Below are 20,452 nucleotides of genomic sequence, written 5' to 3'. Positions count from 1 at the left end.
CATGACCGACCGTTCCAGTCTTTCCCCGAGCCAGGTGCTCGACCGCGTTCTCGTGCTCGAAATGGTGCGCGTGACCGAATATGCCGCCATCGCCGCCTCCCGCCTGACCGGCCGGGGCGACGAGAAGGCCGCCGACGCCGCCGCCGTGGCCGCCATGCGCGCGGCCCTCAACCAGCTGCCCATCGACGGCACCGTCGTGATCGGCGAGGGTGAGCGCGACGAGGCGCCGATGCTCTTCATCGGCGAGCGGGTTGGCGCGTCGCAGAATGGCGGGCCGCGCATCGACATCGCGCTCGACCCGCTGGAAGGCACGACCATCACTGCCAAGGCCGGCCCCAACGCCATGGCCGTGCTGGCCATCGCCGAAGAAGGCGGGCTGCTCTATGCCCCCGATGTCTACATGGACAAGCTGGCCATCGGCCCCGGCTATCCGGAGGGGATCGTCAGCCTCGAAAAGACGCCGACCGAGAACATCAAGGCGCTGGCGGAAGCCAAGGGCGTGGCGCCCGGCGACATCATCGCCTGCGTGCTGGACCGGCCGCGCCACGAGGCGCTGATCCGCGAGCTGCGCGGGCTTGGCTGCGGCATCAACCTGATCCCCGATGGCGATGTCGCCGGCGTGATCGCCGTGACGGACCCGGAAACCACCATCGACATCTATCTCGGCTCGGGCGGGGCGCCGGAAGGCGTGCTGGCGGCCGCGGCCCTGCGCTGCGTGGGTGGCCAGTTCCAGGGGCGGCTGCTGTTCCGCAACGAGGACGAGAAGGCCCGCGCCCGCAAGATCGGCATCACCGATCTGGACCGCATCTACCACCTGGAAGACCTGGCCAAGGGTGACGTTATCTTCGCCGCCACGGGCGTGACCGACGGCTCGCTGCTGGATGGCGTGAAGCGCTGGAAAACGGGGCGCATCACCACCGAATCCGTCGTGATGCGGGCGTCTTCGGGCACCATCCGCTGGGTGAAGGGTGACCGTTGCGGGGACCCGCCGCTGATCGTGGCATGACGACGGACAGCAGCGCCCATCCGCTGGGCGTTGCGCGGTCGGCCACGGGCCGGGCCTGGGCGTGGCGCAGCCGGCCACTGCCCTTGGGCGCGGCCCAGCGCATGGGCGTGGACGATCTGGCCGCCCAGCTGCTGGCCGCGCGCGGCTGTGCGCCTGGCGATGTTGCGCGCACCCTGAAACCCACATTGCGGGACTGGCTGCCAGACCCTTCGCTCTTCCGCGACATGGATGCGGCCGCCAGCCGGCTTGCCGATGCCGTGGAGCGCGGCGAGCGGATCGTGCTGTTTGCCGACTATGACGTGGATGGCGCGACCTCTGCTGCCGTGCTGCTGCGCCATCTGCGGCTGCTGGGGGCGGATGTGGGCCATTACATTCCCGACCGGCTGCTCGAAGGCTATGGCCCTTCCGCCGAGGCGCTGGCCGCCATCCAGGCCGCCGGGGCGACGCTGGTGGTGCTGCTGGATTGCGGCACCCAGGCTTTCGGGCCACTGGAGGCGGCGCGCGCATCCGGCCTCGACCTGATGGTGGTGGACCATCACAAGGCCTCCACCGCCCTGCCGCCGGCACTGGCCATCGTGAACCCGAACCGGCTGGATGAAGACCCGCAAGCCGCCATCCACGGAACGCTGTGCACGGCCGGCCTTGCCTTTCTGCTTTCGGTGGCGCTGAACCGCGAACTGCGGCGGCGCGGTTTCTTTGCCTCCCGCCCCGAACCGCGCGTGCAGGACATGCTGGACATCGTGGCGCTGGGGACGGTGGCCGACGTTGTGCCGCTGACCGGGCTGAACCGGGCGCTGGTGGCGCTGGGGCTGAAGCGCATGGCCTTGCGCGCAACGCCGGGGCTGGTTGCGCTGGCCGACATTGCAGGCATGGACCGCGCGCCGGAATCCGATGATCTTGGTTTCCAGTTCGGTCCGCGGATCAATGCCGGGGGCCGCGTGGGGCAAGCGGACCTGGGCGTGCGGCTGCTTTCGACCGACGATCCGGCCGAAGCGGCGCTGCTGGCGGCCGAGCTTGACCGGCTGAACGTGGAGCGGCGCGAGATCGAGACGGCGGTGACGGCCGAGGCCATGGCGGCGGCATCCACACTGGGCGATGCGCCCGTGGCCGTTGTGGCAGGCGCTGGATGGCACCCCGGCGTGGTTGGAATCGTGGCGGCGCGACTGAAGGAGCGGCTGGGACGGCCGGCGCTGGTGCTGGCGCTGGGCGCCGACGGCATCGCCAAGGGATCGGGCCGTTCGATCGCCGGGGTGGACCTGGGCGCAGCGATTCTGGCCGCCAAGGCGGAGGGCCTGCTGCTCGAAGGCGGCGGCCATGCCATGGCCGCAGGCGTGACGGTGCGGGCGGAATCCATAGAGGCCTTTGCCGCCTATCTGGGCGAGCGGCTGGGCGCGGCGGTTGCGGCGGCCGAGGGCCAGCGTTCGCTTTCCATCGACATTGCCGTGGCGCCGGCTGCGGTGACGCCCGCGCTTGCACAGGCGCTGGAAGCGGTTGGCCCCTATGGGCAGGCCTGGCCGGCGCCGCGCGTGGCGGTGGGGCCCGTGCGCCTGCAGGAGGTGCGCCCCGTGGGGCGGACGGAGCCGCGCACCCATTTGCGCTTTGTGGGGCTGGGGCCGGATGGCGGGCGGGTGAAGGGCATTGCCTTTCGCGCGGCCGAGGGCGAACTCGGCCAGATGCTGCTTTCGGCGGGGCAGAACCGGGTGCATCTGGCGGGTCGGGTGACACGGAATTTCTGGAATGGCCGCGAATCGGCTGATCTTCAGCTTGACGACGCTGCACTGGCCGGCTAACTGGCCGCCTCCGCACGATGGCCCCTTCGTCTAGCGGTCTAGGACGTCGCCCTTTCACGGCGAAAACACGGGTTCGAGTCCCGTAGGGGTCACCAACCTTTTCAAAGGTTGGCATCCGTCGTTTTTCCAGAATCGCGGTTCTCGGTAATGTGGTGCTGATTCCACTCTCTAAGTCTTTCCTCATCCTGCGACCAGCACAGCTTTTCTGAATACTTCACGCGCGACAGAAGTGCCTCGATAAACCTGCCGCACAGGACTACTCATCTGATTGTTCGCTCTGCTTGCCGACATTGGGCATGCTGGCGTGGCATTAATGTGCGCCTATCCGGTTTAAATCTGCCTAGTCTAGACAAGGCAGAATTCATCAATTCTTTCATATAGATGAGGCCGCTAACTTCTTGGCGGCCATTCTAGACCGGCAGTTTCAAATGTGAACTGCTGGCTTCCCTCTCGATAGAAGGGAAGTTCCACGATGACTTGATTGGCTGCTCGAATCTTACGGATGAGCGCTGCAGGGTATTTTGCGAAGACTGTTTCAGAACTGTTGTCTGCAGCCTCTAAAAACGTAAGTTGTTCAATATTGCCGTCGAAGCTGATATTTCCCTTGCATGGCGATGAATATGAATTACAAAGAATCTGGCCGCGATTGATACGAAATATAAGATCCGTTCCCCATTCCGGATTCTGGCGTATGGCAATCGTTAATCGATTGTCCCCATGATAGGGGAAATCAAAGTTTGCACTATTTTCACTATCTACAAATGCTGTCACGATAGGCTTATTTCTAAGCTCATCATTTCTCATAGTGTATTTCCATTTTGCAGATTGTTTTTCTGATTCTGGGACAACCTTTCTTGAGGTAGTTTTTTCTCTATCAGGTGCGGGATCATTTATTGCTGGGGATGCTTTGTGTGGCTCCTCAGTATTTTCATTTGTCGTTGAAAATATTCCACTTGCAGCAATGATTGCAAAGATGATTAGAAAAGGTCCCAGACAACCTTTTTTTCGTATTCTTTTCTGATTTTGTTTAATTGGCATATCACGGTGGCAGAATCGACAGACTGACGCCTCTTCTTGGATTTCTTCTGCGCAGTAAGGACATTTTTTCACGCATGCTTCTCCTTATTAGTTAGTCTTTGTTCAGTTCACGAATAGGCTATTTCGTTCAGAAGTCCCTGCATCAATAAGCTGAGATTGAGACCATAATATATTGTAGCCTTCTGATAATAACCTTTTATAATCAGAGTTATCTTCGATAAATGAATATGGTCATCTTTTTTTGAGATGTGTTTTTAATATAGTCAACGTTCAGCCCTTCTTATTCTTGCATGGTATGATTCGACAGGCAGGTTCTAGGTTTTGATGAGCGCAAACGACTGACCATCGAAAATGTATGCCTTGCATGGTGGGCGTACGATCCATCGGTTACGGGACATTGGGAGCAAGATCTGAAAACTAATGTGAGGTAACGGCGTCAGCCGGGCGGGGGTGGCGTGACGTCTTCGATGCGCACTTCGCGGCGGGTTGCGGTGGCCTGTCTGGCGGCTTCCAGTATCGCCTCGATGTGCCAGGCCCGTTCGAAATCGGGCTGGACGGGGGCGCCGCCGCGGATTCTCTCGACAAAGGACAGCATCAGGGGGGCGATGTCGCGGGTCTGGGGCGGGAAGGGGCCGTCTACGGGGAGGTGGAGGCGTTCCGGTCGGCGCAGCCGTTCGGGGATGGCGAGCGGCCTGAGCGGGGCGTTGCCTTCGCCCAGCGCCAGCGTGACGGAATCGCCGGCGGGGAAATAGCCTTCGCTCACGGCGATGGCCGTTGCCTTGTCGCCGGCCAGTTCCAGCCGCCAGCCGACGAGGCCGGGAACGGCCCAGCCGACGACCAGGGACGCGATGGCCCCGCCTTCGAAGCGCAGCAGAAGATGGGCCGTGTCTTCCACTTCGGGGGTGACGCGATCGCCCGAGGGAAAGCGCCATTCCGGCAGCGCCGTGAGGCCGAGGCAGCTGACGGCCTCGACCGGGCCGAGGAGGGCGACCAGCAGGTGCAGGCTGTGGGTGCCGAGGTTGCGCATGGCCGATGCCCCGTGCGCCGCCTTTGCGAACCAGCGCCAGCCATCGCCCACGGGCTGCGCCCCCTGGAACAGCGGGATGGAAAGGCGGGCGAGCGCCGAGACCGGCCGGCCGAGCGTGCCGTCGGCGATGAGTTCGGCGATGCGGCGGTGGGCGGCATTGTGGGCGAGCGTGCTGTCGAGCGCGGTTACCACGCCGGCGGCGCGGGCGGCGTTGCGCATGTCGTTCGCGGCCTCGAGCGTGGCGGCGAAATTGGCGGCGGCAAAGACATGCTTGCCCGCCCGAAGGGCCGCCAGCACCATGTCGCGCCGCAGATCGGGGCGGGTGCCGACGTCGATGATATCGAGGTCCGGGTCTTCCGCCATGGCGTGGTGATCCCAGTAGGCGCGGGTGATGCCATGGCGGGCTGCTGCGGCCTCGGCGGTTTCGCGGCGCGATGTGCAGACGGCGGCGACCTCGACGCCTTCGATCGCGTGCCAGGCAGGCAGATGGGCTGCCATCCCCCAGTTGGCGCTTATGACGCCGACCTTCAGCGGTTTTGCCATGGTGTCTCCCTTCCGGCCCGAGGGTGGATGAGCGGGGAGGGCCTGTCTACCCGGGGCGCTGGTCGCGCGCTTTCAGGGCTGGCCCGTGATGATGGCCTTTTCGCTGGCGAGGCGGCTGTCGAGCCAGGTGATGAAGGCGGCGATGCGGGCCAGCGGGCGGGCATCGCGGTGGGTGACAAGCCAGAAGCTGCGCGTGATCTCCACCTGCCCATCGAGCAGGCGGACGAGGGCCGGATCCTGTTCGCCGATGAAGCCGGGCAGGATGCACAGCCCGGCGCCGGCGCGGGTCAGCGCGTGCTGGACGTTGATGCTGGAGCTGACGAGCGAGGGCTCGAGGCCGGGGGCGACTTCGTCGAGGTAGCGGAGCTCGTCGGCGTAGATGAAATCGGGGACATAGCCGATGAGCGTGTGGCCCTCGAGACCGTCCGGGGTTTCGGGGCGGCCGCGCCGGTCGAGATAGGCCTGTGCGGCGTAAAGGTTGAGCCGGTAATCGGTGAGCTTGCGGGTGAGGAGGGGGCCGCGCGCCGGGCGGGCCAGCATGATGGCGATGTCGGCTTCGCGCCGGGAGGGGTTGAGGAAGCCGTTGGTGACGACCAGTTCGACCCGGATGGCCGGATGTTCCACGTGGAACCCCGCGAGGTGCCGGGCGACGATCCAGCTGGCCAGCCCCTCGGGCAGGCTGACGCGGATAGTGCCGGCAAGCAGGCCGCGCTCGCCCGACAGGTCGGCGCGGGCGGCGGCGGTGGCCTGTTCGGCGGCTTCGGCATGGGCGAGGAGCCTGCGGCCCTGATCGGTGAGGACGTGGCCGGCCGGGCCATGTTCGAAGAGATCGGCATCGAGCGTGGCTGACAGGCGAGCCATGCGGCGGCCGACCGTGGAGGCATCGATCCTGAGGCGGGCGGCGGCCGCAGCCATGGTGGGCGCACGGGCGACGGCGAGAAAGATGCGCAGGTCGTCCCAGTTGAGCAGTGCGGTCATCTGGAGGTCATCGGGCGGTGGCTGCATTTTTGCAAGCAGACCTTGCAAAACAGGGCAATTGCATGCGCGCCTCCGAGGCGTCATGGAGCAGATGACCGATATTTGGGAGAGATGAACAATGGCCGGACAAGACAACGCCGGACAAGCTGGGGCCGGACAAGCCGGGGCCGGACAAGACGGGGCCGATGGCGCGATCCGCGTGATCCGGCATTTCCTGGCCGATGGTGCGCCGCAGCCGGCGGCTGCCCGCCATGGCGATGTGTATGACCCCAACCAGGGCACGGTGCAGGCCCGCGTGGGGCTGGGCGATGCCGCTGTTCTGGAGCGGGCCGTGGCTGCGGCGCGCGCCGCACAGCCGGGCTGGGCCGCCACCAACCCGCAGCGCCGGGCGCGGGTGATGTTCGAGTTCAAGCGTCTGGTCGAAGCCAATATGGAGGAACTGGCGCATCTGCTTTCCGCCGAACATGGCAAGGTGATCGCCGATTCGAAGGGCGACATTCAGCGCGGGCTGGAGGTGATCGAGTTTGCCTGCGGCATTCCGCACCTGCTGAAGGGCGAGCATACGCCGGGCGCCGGGCCGGGGATCGACGTGCTGTCGATGCGCGTGCCGCTTGGCATCGGGGCCGGCATCACGCCCTTCAACTTCCCGGCGATGATCCCGATGTGGATGTTCGGCGTGGCGATCGCCTGCGGCAACGCCTTCATCCTGAAGCCTTCGGAGCGCGACCCGGGCGTGCCGATGCGGCTGGCCGAACTGATGCTGGAAGCCGGCGCACCGGCCGGCATCCTGCAGGTGGTGCATGGCGACAAGGAAATGGTGGACGCCATCCTCGACCATCCGGACATTGCCGCCGTGAGCTTCGTGGGAAGCTCGGACATTGCCCATTATGTCTATTCGCGCGGCGTTGCCGCCGGAAAGCGGGTGCAGGCCATGGGCGGCGCCAAGAACCATGGCATCGTGATGCCCGACGCCGACCTCGACCAGGTGGTGAACGACCTGACGGGCGCCGCCTTCGGCTCCGCCGGGGAGCGCTGCATGGCGCTGCCCGTGGTGGTGCCGGTGGGCGAGAAGACCGCCCTCGCCCTGCGCGAGAAGCTGGTACCGGCGATGGCGAAGCTGAAGGTGGGCATTTCCACCGACCCCGAGGCCCATTACGGCCCGGTTGTGAACGCCGCCCACAAGGCGCGTGTGGAAAACTGGATCCAGACCTGCGCCGACGAGGGCGCGGAACTGGTCGTCGATGGCCGGGGCTACAAGCTGCAGGGCCATGAGGAAGGCTTCTTCATCGGCCCGACCCTGTTCGACCATGTGACGCCCGACATGTCGAGCTATCGTGAGGAGATCTTCGGGCCGGTGCTGCAGATGGTGCGGGCCGAAAGCTTCGAGGATGCGCTCGCCCTGCCGAGCCGACATCAATATGGCAATGGTGTCGCGATCTTCACCCGCAATGGCCATGCCGCGCGCGAATTCGCCGCGCGGGTGAATGTGGGGATGGTGGGGATCAACGTGCCGATTCCGGTGCCTGTCGCCTATCACAGCTTCGGCGGCTGGAAGCGTTCGGCCTTTGGCGACCACAACCAGCATGGCACGGAAGGCGTGCGCTTCTGGACGAAGGTGAAGACCATCACGCAGCGCTGGCCGGACGGGTCGCCCGACGGGTCCAACGCCTTCGTGATCCCGACGATGGGTTGAGCAAGAGGGGCGGGAACAGACGCATGAGCCAGTTCGAACTGACAGAGGACCAGCGCGCCATCCAGGAAGCGGCGCAGAAGTTCACCGCGTCCGAGATCACGCCCCATGCAGCGGCGTGGGACGAAGGCCATGTCTTCCCGCGCGAGGCCATCGCCAAGGCGGCCGGGCTTGGCTTTGGCGCAATCTATGTGAGCCCGGATTCGGGTGGCATCGGGCTGGGCCGGCTGGAAGCAGCGCTGGTGATGGAAGCCATGGCTTATGGCTGCCCCTCGACCAGCGCCTTCATTTCCATCCACAACATGGCGGCCTGGATGATCGACTGTTTCGGCAGCGACCGGGTGAAGCAGAAATATCTGCCCGCGCTGGTGCCGATGGACCTGATTGCCAGCTACTGCCTGACCGAGCCGGGGTCCGGCTCGGACGCGGCGGCGCTGAAGACCGTGGCCGTGCGTGACGGCGACCATTATGTAGTGACGGGCGGCAAGGCCTTCATTTCAGGCGGCGGCGTCAATGACATCTATGTCACCATGGTGCGCACCGGCGGCGAGGGCGCCGGCGGCATTTCCTGCCTGGTGATCGAGAAGGACATGCCCGGCGTGACCTTCGGCGCGCAGGAGCGCAAGCTTGGCTGGCATTCCCAGCCGACGGCGCAGGTGCATTTCGATGGCGTGCGCGTGCCTGTCGAGAATCTTGTGGGCACGGAAGGGCAGGGCTTCCGCATCGCCATGGCCGGCCTGGATGGCGGGCGGCTCAACATCGGCGCCTGTTCCCTGGGCGGGGCGCAGCGGGCGCTCGACGAGGCTGTGGCCTATGTGCGCGAGCGGCGGCAGTTCGGGAAGGCGATCGTCGACTTCCAGGCGACCCAGTTCACCCTCGCCGACATGGAAACCGACCTTCAGGCGGCGCGTGCGCTGCTCTATCTGGCCGCCGCCAAGGTGACGGCGGGCGCAGCCGACAAGACGAAGTTCGCGGCCATGGCCAAGCGGCTGGCGACCGACACGGGCTCGAGCGTCGTTGACCGGGCGCTGCAGCTGTTCGGCGGCTATGGCTATCTGATGGATTATCCGGTCGAGCGGCTGTGGCGCGACCTGAGGGTGCACCGCATCCTTGAGGGGACCAATGAAATCATGCGGATGATCACCGCGCGGGAACTGCTGAAGGCCTGACGGCTGCGAACTTGAGGGAGGAATGGCATGGCTGACGTCGGCTTCATCGGGCTAGGCAACATGGGTTCGGGCATGGCCGCGAACCTCGTGAAGGCAGGCCACAGGGTGCGCGCCTTCGACCTGAACGCAGCGGCTGTCGCCCGTGTCGTTGCGGAAGGCGCGACTGCCGCCGCGAGCGCCGCCGAAGCAGCGGCCGGTGCGGATGCCGTGGTGACGATGCTGCCGGCTGGCGTGCATGTCCGTCAGGTCTATGGCGAACAGCTGTTCGGCGCCGTGCGGCCGGATGTGATCCTGATGGATTGCTCGACCATCGATCTCGACAGCGCCCGGGCCGTGGCTGCCGATGCCGCCGCGCGCGGCCTTGCCTTTGTGGATGCGCCGGTGTCGGGCGGGGTGGCGGCGGCGACCGGCGGCACTCTCACCTTCATGGTGGGCGGCGAGGCAGACGCCTTTCGCGCCGCCGAGCCCTATCTTTCGGCCATGGGCAAGGCCGTGATCCATGCCGGTGGCGCAGGGGCGGGCCAGGCGGCCAAGATCTGCAACAACATGCTTCTGGGCGCGTCGATGGTGGCGACGGCAGAAACCTTCCTGCTGGCGCAGAAGCTGGGGCTGGATGCCCAGACCTTTTTCGACATTTCCTCGAAGGCCTCGGGGCAGTGCTGGTCGATGACGAGCTATTGCCCGATGCCGGGGCCGGTTCCGGCCGCCCCTTCCAACCGGGATTATGAAGGCGGCTTTGCCACTGCCCTGATGCTGAAGGACCTGAAGCTCGCCATGGAGGCGGCGCAAGGGGCCGGCGCCTCGGTGCCGATGGGGGCGCTGGCGGAATCGCTTTACCAGATGCTTGCCAACGCCGGAGCGGGCGGCAAGGATTTTTCGGCCATCATCCGGATGCTGGACGGGAAGGCCTGAGCGGGGGCCTCAGCTGCCGCTGCTTTGCGTGGAGCTGCGCCGTTTCCAGGTGACGACGCGGTAGAGATAGACTGCAAAGAGCAGAAGGATGACGAGCGTGGACAGCGGCCCGAGGATCGTGTCGATCTGGCGGACATTCGACCCGAGCAGATAGCCGGCGATGGCGAGGCCCATGGTCCACAGGAAGGTGCCAAGCGTGGAATAGAGGAGGAAGGTGCGCAGGTTCATGCGCACCAGGCCTGCCGGCACGGAAATCAGCGTGCGCAGGGTGGGCAGGACGCGGCCCACGCCGACGATGCCACCGCCGTGGCGGTCGAACAGGCGGCGGACGCGGGCGAGTTCGGCTTCATCGAGTGTGAGGATGCGGCCGTAGCGGATGAGGAAGCGCTCGAACCGGTCGAGGCCCAGCTTCCAGGCGAGCAGGAACCAGGCGATATTGCCCGCCATGGCGCCCGCCGTGCCCGAGAGGATGACGCCGGCGAGGCTCAGTTCCTGCTGGGCGGCCCCGATGCCGGCGAGCGGCATGATCACTTCCGACGGAATCGGCGGAAAGATGGTTTCGACGAACATCAGTATGGCCACGGCCCAGTAGCCGCTCGACGCGATGAAGGCGCCGATCCAGTCCGTCATGCGCCGGCCCGCTTCGCTTCCACCCGTGCCCAGAAGATGGCGGGGATGTTGGTGCCGTTGAACCGGTCTATCGCGACGATGCCGGTGGGCGAGGTGACATTGATCTCGGTGAGGCGGCCGGCGATCACGTCGATGCCGACGAAGACGAGGCCGAGCCGCCTGAGATCGGGGCCGATGCGGTCGCAGATGGCCTGTTCCTCTGCTGTCAGCGTCGTGGCGTGGGCGGAGCCGCCGGCGGCGAGGTTCGAGCGGATTTCCCCATGCTTGGGCAGGCGGTTGATTCCGCCCACCGGCTCGCCGTCGATGAGGACGATGCGCTTGTCGCCTTTTGCGACATCGGGGAGGAAGGCCTGCACCATGAAGGGTTCGCGCCAGACCTGCGTGAACAGTTCGACAAGGGCGGGGAGGTTGGAATCGCCCGCCGGGACATGGAAGACCGCCGCGCCGGCGTTGCCGTAGAGCGGCTTCACCACCACTTCGCCATGGCGCTCACGGAAGGCGATGGCCGATTCCAGCGAGCGGGTGACGAGTGTGGGCGGCATGAGATCGGCGTAGTTGAGGACGAAGAGCTTTTCCGGCGCGTTGCGCACCGAGGCCGGATCATTGACCACCAGGACGCCGGCTTCCTGCGCGCGTTCGAGCAGGTGGGTGGCGGTGATGTAGCCCATGTCGAACGGCGGATCCTGGCGCATCAGCACCACATCGATGTCATCCGCGAGGCGCAGGCGCTGGGGTTCGCCGAGCCAGCGGAAATGCGCGGCCCCCGGCTGTTCGGGGCGCATGACTTCCACCGGGCGGGCGGTGGCGACGACATGATCCTCGAACCAGTCGAGCTGGTCGGGGAGATAATGCCACAGGCGGTGGCCGCGCTTCTGCGCCTCGAGCATCAGGGCGAAGCTGGAGTCGCCGGCGACATTGATGGTTTCGAGAGGGTCCATCTGGACCGCGATCCGGAGCGTGCTGGGCATGGGAGGTTCCTAGGGTTGGCCGCGCGCGGGCGTCAATGGCGGCCCGAAAGGGTGGAGAGCATGCGCCGGGCCGCCATGATGCGCCGGATGAGCACAGGATCGCGCGTGGTTTCCCCCATGGCGGCGAGCGCATCGCGGGCGGCATCGAGATTGCCGGCCGCCTGTTCGAGCCGGGCGCGTTCCCACCACAGCTGCGGCATCGCCGGCGCGACCCGGGTGAGCCGCCTGAGCAGCGTGAGGGCGCGGTCGCCATTGCCGCCGGCTTCGGCCCGGGTGATCTGGTTCATGACGAGGCGGACGAGGGTTTCGCGATTGCCGAGCCGGGCGCTGGCGTGGGCGGTGGGAATGAAGCCTGTATCCACCAGTGCGCCATGGTCGAACGGGTCGATGACCACCGGTTCCCCGCCCGGAATGCCGGAGCCAAGCGCCATGAGGACATGGCCGGGAAGGCCAAGCACATGGGCCTGCCAGCCGGCGCGGCGGGCGAGCGCCACATAGAGGATGGAGAGCGCCACCGGCAGGCCGCGCCGCCGTTCGAGCACGCTGATGAGATCGGCGTTGGCGGGGCTGTCATAATCCTCGCGGGCGCCCCGGAAGCCTTCGCGGCCGGCGAGCAGGGCCGAAAGCGCTTCCGCCCGGTCTGTTGCGGCTGTCACGCCGCGATCCAGCCGGTTCGACAGCGCCTCCATCATGGCGATGGGGGTTGCGAGGTCGGGATCCGCCCGGTCTGCCGCGGCGAGGTCGAGGGCGGCGAGATCGAGGTAGATGTCCTCGTCATCGAGGCAGCCGATCGCATCGAGCGTGGCGGGGGGTGATTCGTCTAGCATTGGATGCCCCGGACATGGCGCGGAAACCGCCCCGGCGCCAGCGCCACGAGATCGACACGGGCGCAGGGCTGGCCGGGGGCGGTTGCCGCAAGCTGGCGCGCGGCTTCCATCAGCCGGCGGGCGGCGCGCTGGTCGAGCGCCGCAAGCGCGGCCTCGATCGTGGCGCGGTGCTTCACTTCGACCACGGCGAGAATGCCGCCACGGCGGGCGACGATGTCCACCTCGATCATGGGAAGCTGCTTTCGGCGGGCGAGGATGCGCCAGCCTTGCAGCCGGAGCCAGAAGGCGGCGAGGCTTTCCGCCCGCCGGCCCCGCTGTTCGGCCTGGATGCGCCGGCCGTTCATCGGGGGTCTCCGCTTTCGGGGTTCGTGTTTTTCAGGTCCAGCGCGCGGGCATAGACTTCCCCGCGCGGCAGGCCGAGGGCGGCTGCGACACTGGCCGCCGCCTTGCCCGGGGCCATGGTGCGCAGCGCGGCTTCGAGCGCCTGGTCGAGCGCGTCGGCGGTGGCGACCTCGGCCTCGGGCGGGCCGACGAGCAGCACGATCTCGCCGCGCGGGGGGCTTGAGCCATAGCGGCTGGCGAGGTCGGTGAGGGTGCCGGTGACCAGTTCCTCGTGCAGCTTGGTGAGCTCGCGCGCGACGGCTGCTTCACGCGGGCCGAGGGCCGTGGCGAGGGCTGCCAGCGTCGCCCCGAGGCGCGGGCCGCTTTCGTAGAAGATGAGCGTGAAGGGCAGGGCGGCCAGTGCGGCGATCGCCTTGTCGCGCGCGACGGCCCTGGCCGGCAGGAAGCCGGCGAAGAGGAAGCGGTCGGATGGAAGGCCGCTGATGCTGAGCGCGGCGATGGCGGCGCAGGGGCCGGGCGCGGTGGTGACAGGGATGCCGCGCTGGCGCGCCGCGCGGACCAGTTCATGGCCCGGATCGGAGACGAGGGGCGTTCCGGCATCGGAGACGAGCGCCACGGACCGGGACGCCATGCGCTCGAGCAGCCCTTCCCCCACTTCGGCCCGGCTGTGTTCATGATAGGCGAGCATCGGGCGGTCGCTTCCGGCCGCGCGCAGAAGCTTTGCGGTGACGCGCGTGTCTTCGCAGGCGATGACATCGGCCTCGCGCAGGATTCGGGCGGCGCGGGGCGACAGGTCCCCGAGGTTGCCGATGGGGCCGGCCACGATGTAGAGCCCGGGGGCAAGGCCGGGCGCATCATTGCCCTGGACGATCATAGGCGAGGAAGAGGGAGCCGGACTCATGGTGGCAATCTGGGCGGCCGGAGAGAGAAGGGCAAGCGCCGAAAGACCGGCGGCGCGCCGTGCGGCACAACTGGGCCTGGTGGCCGGGCTTGCCGTCGTGGCGGCCTGCGCCCCGCGGCAGAAGCCCCCCGTGGCGCCGCCGCCGCCGCCCGTGGCCGAAAAGCCCGTCGCGCCAAAGCCCGTGGAACCGCATCGCGTGGCGATCCTCGCGCCGCTGACCGGCTCCAACGCGCCGGTTGGAATCAGCCTTGCCAATGCCGCGACGCTGGCGCTTGTGGACAGCGGGCAGGAAGGGCTGCGGCTGACAAGCTATGACACGGCGGCGCTGGGCGCGGCGGGGGCAGCCGAGCGGGCGCTGGCCGATGGCGCGCAGCTGATTCTGGGGCCGCTTCTGTCGGCCAATGTGGGGCCGGTGAAGAAGGCCGCCGAAGCGCGTGGCGTGACGGTTCTGAGCTTTTCCAACGATTCGGCCATGGCCGGCGGCAATGTCCATGTGCTCGGTTTCCAGCCGTCGCAATCCGTCGAGCGGGTGGTGAGCTATGCGGCCGGGCGCGGCATGTCGCGCTTTGCGGCGCTGGTGCCGAACGGGCTTTACGGTCAGCGCACGTCCGTGGCCTTTACCCGCGCAGTGCAGGGCGCTGGCGGGCAGGTGGTGGCGATGGCCAATTTCGCCCGCAACCCCAAGGCCCTTGGCCCGGCTGCCAGCGAAGTCACGGATCATGAACGGCGGATGCAGCAGTCAGGCGGCGGGCAGCGCCGGCCGGATGGCACCATCGCCCCGGTGACGACGACGCAAGGCCCCCTTGCCTTCGAGGCGCTGCTGGTGGCGGATTCGGGCGCGATCGCGGCCGCCTTCGGGCCGCATCTTGCCCGCTATGGCGCGCGGCCCGGCAGCTATCTGCTGATGGGCACCGAAATCTGGAACACAGAGCCGGGGCTGTCACGCTCGGCGGCGTTGCACGGGGCGATCTTTGCAGCGGTGCCCGACCGGCGCTTCCAGGCGATGGCGCAACGCTATCGCGCCCGGTTCGGCGGCACGCCCTCGCGGCTGGCCAGCCTTTCCTATGATGCGATGCTGCTGGCCGTGAGCGTGGCGGGCGGGCGCTGGAAGCCCGGCACGCCCTTCCCGAAGGCTGTGCTGGCCGACCCCGAGGGCTTTGCCGGTGTCGACGGGATCTTCCGCTTCCGCAACAATGTCGCCGAGCGCGGGCTGGAGGTGCAGCAGGTGACGCCCACGGGCTTCACCACGGTGAGCTCGGCGCCGACCCGATTCTGAGCAGGCCGGCTTCGGCCGGTTACGCCTATTTCCCCCGGCGGTCCCTGGCGGGGCTGTCGGGGAGGGCGATTCTGGCTGGGCGATTCTGGCCGTTTATCTGGCGCCGGACGAAAGCTGTTCGAGCGCGGGGCGCAGGGCGCTGATGTCATAGCCGCCCGTGGCGGCTGCGGCGACGAGGGTTTCGGGATCGGCGCCGCGCGCGGCTTGCGCCAGCGCCCACAGGTTTGTGGAGCGCGTGCCCGAGCGGCAGAAGCCGAGGACGGGCTTGTCCGCCTGTTCCAGCACCGCCTTCAGCGCCAGCATCTTTTCCGGCGTGAGACCAGTCTGGTCGACCGGGATGGCGGTGAAGCCAAGCCCGGCCGCGTGCGCTGCCTTTTCCATGACGGCGATGGCGTGGCTGGCGGGGACTTCGCTGTCGGGCCGGTTGCAGACGACATGGCCGAAGCCGAGGCGGGCGATTTCGGCCATGTCTTCCGGATCGATCTGCGGCGCGGCCGCAAAGTCTCCGGTCAGGCGGCGCAGGTCGATCATGCGGGGCTCCTCAGGTCGGGCGGGAGGGCTTCGCCGGCAAGGGCGGCGAGGGCTTCGTCGAAGGCGAGAACCTGCTGGCGTTCCTCGCCAAGGCGGCGGATGGCGACAGTGCCTTCCTCGGCTTCGCGGCGGCCGACGACCATGAGGACCGGCACCTTGGCGAGGCTGTGTTCGCGCACCTTGTAGTTGATCTTCTCGTTCCGCAGGTCGATCTCGGCGCGGATTCCGGCGGCCTTCAGCCGGGCGACGAGGCCGAGGGCGTAAGCATCGGCGTCGGAGACGATGGTGGCGACCACCACCTGCACCGGGGCGAGCCACAGCGGGAAGCGGCCGGCGTGATGCTCGATCAGGATGCCGATGAAGCGTTCGAAGGTGCCGAGGATGGCGCGGTGCAGCAGCACCGGGCGGTGGCGGTTGCCATCCTCGCCGATGTAGCTGGCGTCGAGCCGTTCGGGCAGCACCGTATCGGCCTGGATCGTGCCCACCTGCCAGGTGCGGCCAATGGCGTCGGTGAGGTGGAATTCGAGCTTGGGCGCATAGAAGGCGCCTTCGCCGGGCAGTTCCTCCCAGCCGAATTCGGGCGTGTTGCGGCCGGTTGCGGCAACCGCGTCACGCAGGATCTGTTCGGCCTTGTCCCACATTTCATCCGAGCCGAAGCGGAGTTCGGGGCGCAGCGCCAGCTTGATGGCGTAGCTGTCGAAGCCGAGATCCTTGTAGACGCTGTCGAGCAGGTCGCAGAAGGCGCGGATCTCGTCGATCAGCTGGTCTTCGCGGCAGAAGATGTGGGCGTCATCCTGCGTGAACTGGCGCACCCGCATGATCCCGTGCAGCGCGCCATGCGCCTCGTTGCGGTGGCAGCAGCCGAATTCCGCCATGCGGATCGGCAGGTCGCGGTAGGACTTGATGCCCTGGCGGAAGATGAGGACATGGGCCGGGCAGTTCATCGGCTTGAGCGCCATCAGATCGCCCTCGCCCGAGAGGACGGGGCCGTCCTCGTCCGCATTGGGGACTTCGTCGGGGACGACGAACATGTTTTCCCGATATTTGCCCCAGTGGCCGGATTGTTCCCACTGGCGCGCGTCCATCAGCTGCGGGGTCTTCACCTCTTCGTAGCCGGAGGCGTCGAGGCGGCGGCGCATATAGGCCTCGAGCTGGCGCCAGAGGACGAAGCCGCGCGGGTGCCAGAAGACCGAGCCCTGCGCTTCGGACTGGAGGTGGAAGAGGTCCATCTCCTGGCCGATCTTGCGGTGATCGCGCTTCGCGGCTTCCTCGAGGCGGAGGAGATGGGCTTCGAGCTGCTTCCTGTTGAGCCAGCCGGTGCCGTAGATGCGCGACAGTTGCGGGTTGCGCTGATCGCCGCGCCAGTAGGCGCCCGACACGCGGGTGAGCCTGAAGGCGGCGGGATCGAGCCGGCCGGTGGAGGGCAGGTGGGGGCCGCGGCACATGTCCATCCAGGCGCCGGGGCTGCCCGGCGCGCCCGACCAGTAGACGCTGAGCTCCTCGTCTTCGGGAAGCTCTGCCGCCCATTCGGCCTTGAACAGCTCGCCCCCGGCCTTCCAGCGTTCGATGAGGGCGTCGCGCTCCCAGACTTCGCGCACCAGCGGCTTGTCGGCCGCGATGATGCGGCGCATCTCGGCTTCGATCAGGGGGAGGTCGTCATCGGTGAAGGGGCCGCGATCGGCCGGCGGGGCGAGATCGTAATAGAAGCCGTCGTCGGTGGCGGGGCCGAAGGTGATCTGGGTGCCGGGGAACAGCGCCTGCACGGCCTCGGCGAGGACATGGGCGAAATCGTGGCGGACGAGTTCCAGGGCGTCGGCTTCGTCCTTTGCGGTGACGATGGCAAGGGCCGCATCGGCCGTGATCGGGCGTTCGAGATCGACGAGTTCACCATCTAGGCGGGCGGCGAGCGCGGCCTTTGCAAGGCCGGGGCCGATGGCCCGCGCGACATCGCCCGCGGTGGTGCCGGCCGCGACTTCGCGGACGGAGCCATCGGGAAGGGTGAGGCGGACGAGTTCGGACACGGTTTTCCTGACCTTGGACATTGGGTTGAAGTGTGCACTTCCCTAGCGGCACGGGGCGCTTTCCGGCAAGCGCGGCGGAGGCATGCGCCATTGGAATATCACGCCCGAGCGGCTAACGCTTGCAGCATGCTGGCCGGACGACGCATTCTTCTCATCATCGGTGGCGGGATTGCCGCCTTCAAGGCGCTGGAGCTGATCCGCGCCATTCGGGCGGAAGGCGGGGCCGTGACCCCGGTGCTGACGAAGGGGGGGGCGCAGTTCGTGACGCCGCTTTCGGTGGCGGCGCTCGCCGAATCGCCCGTGCACATGGAGCTGTTCGACCTGACCGCCGAGGCGGAGATGGGGCATATCCGGCTTTCGCGATCGGCCGATCTGGTGCTTCTGTGCCCGGCGACCGCCGACCTGATGGCGCGGATGGCGGCCGGGATTGCCGATGACCTTGCCACCACCCTGCTGCTGGCGACGGACACGCCCGTGATGGCCGCGCCCGCCATGAATGTGCGCATGTGGGCGCATGCCGCCACCCGCGCCAATGTGGAGACGCTGCGGGCGCGCGGGGTGACGGTGCTGGAGCCGGATGTGGGGGCCATGGCCTGCGGCGAGCATGGGCCGGGCCGCCTGCCGGACGTGCCGCGCATCATGGATGCCGTGCGCGCCCATTTCGGGGACGGGCCGCTGAAGGGCCGCCATGTGCTGGTGACGGCGGGGCCGACGCACGAGCCGATCGACCCGGTGCGCTACATCGCCAACCGCTCTTCCGGGCGGCAGGGCTTTGCCATTGCCGGGGCGCTTGCCGCCCTGGGCGCGCGGGTGACGCTGGTGGCCGGACCGGTGACCTTGCCCACTCCGCCGGGCGTGAGCCGGGTGGACGTGGAGACGGCGCGCGAAATGCGGGACGCGGCGCTGGCGGCGCTGCCGGCCGATGCCGCCGTGATGGTGGCCGCCGTTGCCGACTGGCGGGTGGAGGCATCGGGCCTGAAGATCAAGAAGGGGCCTGACGGGCCGCCGCCCCTGAGCCTGACGGAAAACCCCGATATCCTGGCCGAGATTTCGCGCAGCCCGCAACGCCCGAAGCTGGTGGTGGGCTTTGCCGCCGAGACGCATGACGTGCTGGCCAATGCCGAGGCCAAGCTGAAGCGCAAGGGCTGCGACCTGATCGTGGCCAATGATGTTTCGGGCGACGTGATGGGGGGGGCGCGCAACCTCGTGCATCTGGTGTGGCCGGACGGGATGGAGACCCTGCCGGAAGCGCCCAAGGAAGAGGTGGCCGAGGCGCTCGCCCGGAAGATCGCGGAGATGCTGCATGACTGACGTGCGCGTGGTCAGGCTTCCCCATGCCGAGGGGCTGGCGCTGCCGGCTTATGGGACGGCGGGAGCCGCAGGCATGGACGTGCTGGCCGCCGTGGACGCGGATCTGGTGCTGGCCCCCGGCGCACGGGCGGCCGTGCCAACCGGCCTGATGATGGCGGTGCCCGAGGGGCATGAAATGCAGGTGCGCGCGCGATCCGGGCTGGCGCTGAAGGAGGGGCTGGCGGTGCTGAACGCCCCCGGCACGATCGACAGCGACTATCGTGGCGAGGTGAAGATCATCCTCGCCAATCTGGGCGACCGGCCCTTTGCCATCACGCGCGGCATGCGGATCGCCCAGCTGGTGCTGGCGCCCTATGCGACCTGCCGCTGGGCCGAGGCGGAAAGCCTCGATGAAACGGCGCGCGGGGACGGCGGTTTCGGATCGACGGGCCGGCACTGATGCTGAGCGATGCCGAGCTGGACCGCTATCAGCGCCACATCGTGCTGAAGGAGGTGGGCGGGCAGGGCCAGCTGAAGCTGAAGCGCGCCTCTGTCTGCGTGGTTGGGGCCGGCGGGCTGGGCAGCCCCTGTCTCCAGTATCTGGTGGCGGCGGGTGTCGGCCGGATCACGCTGGTGGACGATGACGTTGTGAGCCTGTCGAACCTGCAGCGGCAGACGCTTTACGCCGGCGGGGATGTCGGCGAGGCCAAGGTGGATATTGCCGTGCACCGGCTGGCGGCCCTGAACCCGCATGTGGCGGTGACGCCGCTGCGCGACCGGCTGACCGACCAGAATGCGCCCGACATTCTGGCGGGCCATGACGTGATTGCCGATGGCTGCGACAATTTCGCGACCCGCTCCACCGTGAACCGGGCGGCGGTGGCCCTGGGGATTCCGCTGGTTTCGGCGGCCCTTGGCCCCTTCGAGGGGCAGCTTGGGGTGTTTGCCGGCCATGTGCCGGGCCAGCCCTGCTATGCCTGCTATGCCGGCCTGCCCGAGGATGTGCCCGGCCGCAGCTGTGCCGACACCGGCATATTGGGGGCGGTGGCGGGCATCATGGGCGCGGCGCAGGCGCTGGAGGTGCTGCGCCTGCTGGCCGGCTTCGGCGCGCCGCGCATCGGCCTGTTGTGGCTGTTCGAGGGGCTGGCGCTGGAGGCGCGGACCGTGCGCGTACCCCGGGACCCGGCATGCCCGGTCTGCTCCTGATTCTGACGGAGGTGGAGGGCGAGCGGTTCCGCGCCGGCGTGGAACTGGCCGCGACGGCCGCGGCCCTTGGCCGGCAGGTGGCGCTTTTGTTGCGCGGCGCGGCGGCCGCGGGACTGCGCGACGGGCGGCTGGGGCCGGCGCTGTCGCTGCTTGCAGAGCTGGGTGTGGAGGCGGGCATCTGCCAGACGGCCATGGCCGAGCATGGGCTGGTGGCCGCTGACGTGCCCGTGGGCGTGACGCCGACCGGCATGGTCGCCTTTCTGCGCGGGCGGGCGGACTGGCAGCTGGTTCTGGCCTGACTTGTGCC

General features: G+C 67.7%; 20 protein-coding genes and 1 tRNA gene. 11 read left to right on the top strand and 10 right to left on the bottom strand.

Features of this window, described 5'->3' with window-relative positions; translation table 11 throughout:
- Position 1: 1 nt before the first annotated feature.
- The 3 genes from glpX (at position 2) to ACUJ46_RS12175 (ending at position 2,891) form a co-directional block, all read left to right on the top strand.
- Positions 2-1,006 (top strand): class II fructose-bisphosphatase, encoded by a 1,005-nt coding sequence (gene glpX / locus ACUJ46_RS12185; protein WP_445390767.1) that lies wholly within the window; start codon positions 2-4, stop codon positions 1,004-1,006.
- Positions 1,003-2,796 (top strand): single-stranded-DNA-specific exonuclease RecJ, encoded by a 1,794-nt coding sequence (gene recJ / locus ACUJ46_RS12180; protein WP_445390766.1) that lies wholly within the window; start codon positions 1,003-1,005, stop codon positions 2,794-2,796. Before glpX ends, recJ begins: the two co-directional genes overlap by 4 nt.
- Before the next feature lie 19 nt (positions 2,797-2,815).
- Positions 2,816-2,891 (top strand) — tRNA-Glu (locus ACUJ46_RS12175).
- Positions 2,892-3,186: 295 nt separating this feature from the next.
- Here the strand turns inward: ACUJ46_RS12175 and ACUJ46_RS12170 are convergent.
- From ACUJ46_RS12170 to ACUJ46_RS12160, 3 genes are all read right to left on the bottom strand, one after another.
- Positions 3,187-3,906 (bottom strand): hypothetical protein, encoded by a 720-nt coding sequence (locus ACUJ46_RS12170; protein ID WP_445390765.1) that lies wholly within the window; start codon positions 3,904-3,906, stop codon positions 3,187-3,189.
- 364 nt (positions 3,907-4,270) lie between these two features.
- Positions 4,271-5,404, bottom strand: coding sequence for a Gfo/Idh/MocA family protein (locus tag ACUJ46_RS12165; RefSeq protein WP_445390764.1), 1,134 nt, complete (start codon positions 5,402-5,404; stop codon positions 4,271-4,273).
- Between the two features lie 72 nt (positions 5,405-5,476).
- The gene (locus ACUJ46_RS12160; RefSeq protein ID WP_445390763.1) at positions 5,477-6,382 is read right to left on the bottom strand and encodes a LysR substrate-binding domain-containing protein; all 906 of its coding nucleotides are present in this window, start codon (positions 6,380-6,382) and stop codon (positions 5,477-5,479) included.
- 193 nt (positions 6,383-6,575) lie between these two features.
- On the opposite strand from ACUJ46_RS12160, the gene ACUJ46_RS12155 reads away from it, so the two are divergent.
- From ACUJ46_RS12155 to mmsB, 3 genes are read left to right on the top strand one after another with little or no spacing between them, the layout of a single operon-like run.
- Complete coding sequence (locus tag ACUJ46_RS12155) at positions 6,576-8,075, top strand: CoA-acylating methylmalonate-semialdehyde dehydrogenase (protein WP_445390804.1); 1,500 nt, start codon at positions 6,576-6,578, stop codon at positions 8,073-8,075.
- Between the two features lie 23 nt (positions 8,076-8,098).
- A complete protein-coding gene (locus ACUJ46_RS12150; protein WP_445390762.1) occupies positions 8,099-9,241 on the top strand; it encodes an acyl-CoA dehydrogenase family protein in 1,143 nt (380 codons plus the stop codon).
- A 27-nt stretch (positions 9,242-9,268) separates the two neighbouring features.
- A complete protein-coding gene (gene mmsB / locus ACUJ46_RS12145; RefSeq protein WP_445390761.1) occupies positions 9,269-10,153 on the top strand; it encodes a 3-hydroxyisobutyrate dehydrogenase in 885 nt (294 codons plus the stop codon).
- Positions 10,154-10,162: 9 nt separating this feature from the next.
- Here mmsB and ACUJ46_RS12140 read toward each other — a convergent pair whose 3' ends face one another.
- The 5 genes from ACUJ46_RS12140 to rsmI are packed head-to-tail and all read right to left on the bottom strand — an operon-like array spanning position 10,163 to position 13,794.
- Entirely contained in the window at positions 10,163-10,783 is a 621-nt protein-coding gene (locus ACUJ46_RS12140; protein ID WP_445390760.1) for a DedA family protein, read from the bottom strand.
- Positions 10,780-11,751 carry a glutathione synthase gene (gene gshB, locus ACUJ46_RS12135; protein ID WP_445390759.1) on the bottom strand — a complete coding sequence of 324 codons (972 nt, stop codon included), beginning with the start codon at positions 11,749-11,751 and terminating at the stop codon, positions 10,780-10,782. Before gshB ends, ACUJ46_RS12140 begins: the two co-directional genes overlap by 4 nt.
- A gap of 32 nt (positions 11,752-11,783) precedes the next feature.
- A complete protein-coding gene (locus tag ACUJ46_RS12130; RefSeq protein ID WP_445390758.1) occupies positions 11,784-12,578 on the bottom strand; it encodes a transglutaminase family protein in 795 nt (264 codons plus the stop codon).
- Complete coding sequence (locus ACUJ46_RS12125) at positions 12,572-12,922, bottom strand: YraN family protein (protein ID WP_445390757.1); 351 nt, start codon at positions 12,920-12,922, stop codon at positions 12,572-12,574. Before ACUJ46_RS12125 ends, ACUJ46_RS12130 begins: the two co-directional genes overlap by 7 nt.
- On the bottom strand, positions 12,919-13,794 hold the full coding sequence (gene rsmI, locus ACUJ46_RS12120) for a 16S rRNA (cytidine(1402)-2'-O)-methyltransferase (protein WP_445390756.1): 876 nt from the start codon (positions 13,792-13,794) through the stop codon (positions 12,919-12,921). Before rsmI ends, ACUJ46_RS12125 begins: the two co-directional genes overlap by 4 nt.
- A gap of 25 nt (positions 13,795-13,819) precedes the next feature.
- On the opposite strand from rsmI, the gene ACUJ46_RS12115 reads away from it, so the two are divergent.
- Entirely contained in the window at positions 13,820-15,097 is a 1,278-nt protein-coding gene (locus ACUJ46_RS12115; protein ID WP_445390755.1) for a penicillin-binding protein activator, read from the top strand.
- 93 nt (positions 15,098-15,190) lie between these two features.
- On the opposite strand, the gene ACUJ46_RS12110 is transcribed toward ACUJ46_RS12115, so the two are convergent.
- Both ACUJ46_RS12110 and thrS read right to left on the bottom strand, forming a co-directional pair.
- Positions 15,191-15,628 carry a TIGR01244 family sulfur transferase gene (locus ACUJ46_RS12110; protein ID WP_445390754.1) on the bottom strand — a complete coding sequence of 146 codons (438 nt, stop codon included), beginning with the start codon at positions 15,626-15,628 and terminating at the stop codon, positions 15,191-15,193.
- Positions 15,625-17,649, bottom strand: coding sequence for a threonine--tRNA ligase (gene thrS / locus ACUJ46_RS12105; protein ID WP_445390753.1), 2,025 nt, complete (start codon positions 17,647-17,649; stop codon positions 15,625-15,627). The genes ACUJ46_RS12110 and thrS overlap by 4 nt, the downstream gene beginning before the upstream one ends.
- Positions 17,650-17,775: 126 nt before the next feature.
- Here thrS and coaBC point away from each other — a divergent pair, with 126 nt between their 5' ends.
- From coaBC to ACUJ46_RS12085, 4 genes are read left to right on the top strand one after another with little or no spacing between them, the layout of a single operon-like run.
- Positions 17,776-18,960: a bifunctional phosphopantothenoylcysteine decarboxylase/phosphopantothenate--cysteine ligase CoaBC gene (gene coaBC / locus ACUJ46_RS12100; protein WP_445390752.1), complete on the top strand. Its 1,185-nt coding sequence runs from the start codon at positions 17,776-17,778 to the stop codon at positions 18,958-18,960.
- Positions 18,953-19,399 carry a dUTP diphosphatase gene (dut, locus tag ACUJ46_RS12095; RefSeq protein ID WP_445390751.1) on the top strand — a complete coding sequence of 149 codons (447 nt, stop codon included), beginning with the start codon at positions 18,953-18,955 and terminating at the stop codon, positions 19,397-19,399. Before coaBC ends, dut begins: the two co-directional genes overlap by 8 nt.
- Positions 19,396-20,145, top strand: coding sequence for a HesA/MoeB/ThiF family protein (locus tag ACUJ46_RS12090; protein WP_445390803.1), 750 nt, complete (start codon positions 19,396-19,398; stop codon positions 20,143-20,145). Before dut ends, ACUJ46_RS12090 begins: the two co-directional genes overlap by 4 nt.
- Entirely contained in the window at positions 20,127-20,444 is a 318-nt protein-coding gene (locus ACUJ46_RS12085) for a DsrE family protein (protein WP_445390750.1), read from the top strand. Before ACUJ46_RS12090 ends, ACUJ46_RS12085 begins: the two co-directional genes overlap by 19 nt.
- The last annotated feature ends 8 nt before the right edge of the window (positions 20,445-20,452 follow it).

Source organism: Sandaracinobacteroides sp. A072, from assembly GCF_052616365.1.
The sequence above is the reverse complement of the archived record's forward strand: the minus strand, read 5'-3'. Positions and strand labels throughout refer to the sequence as shown.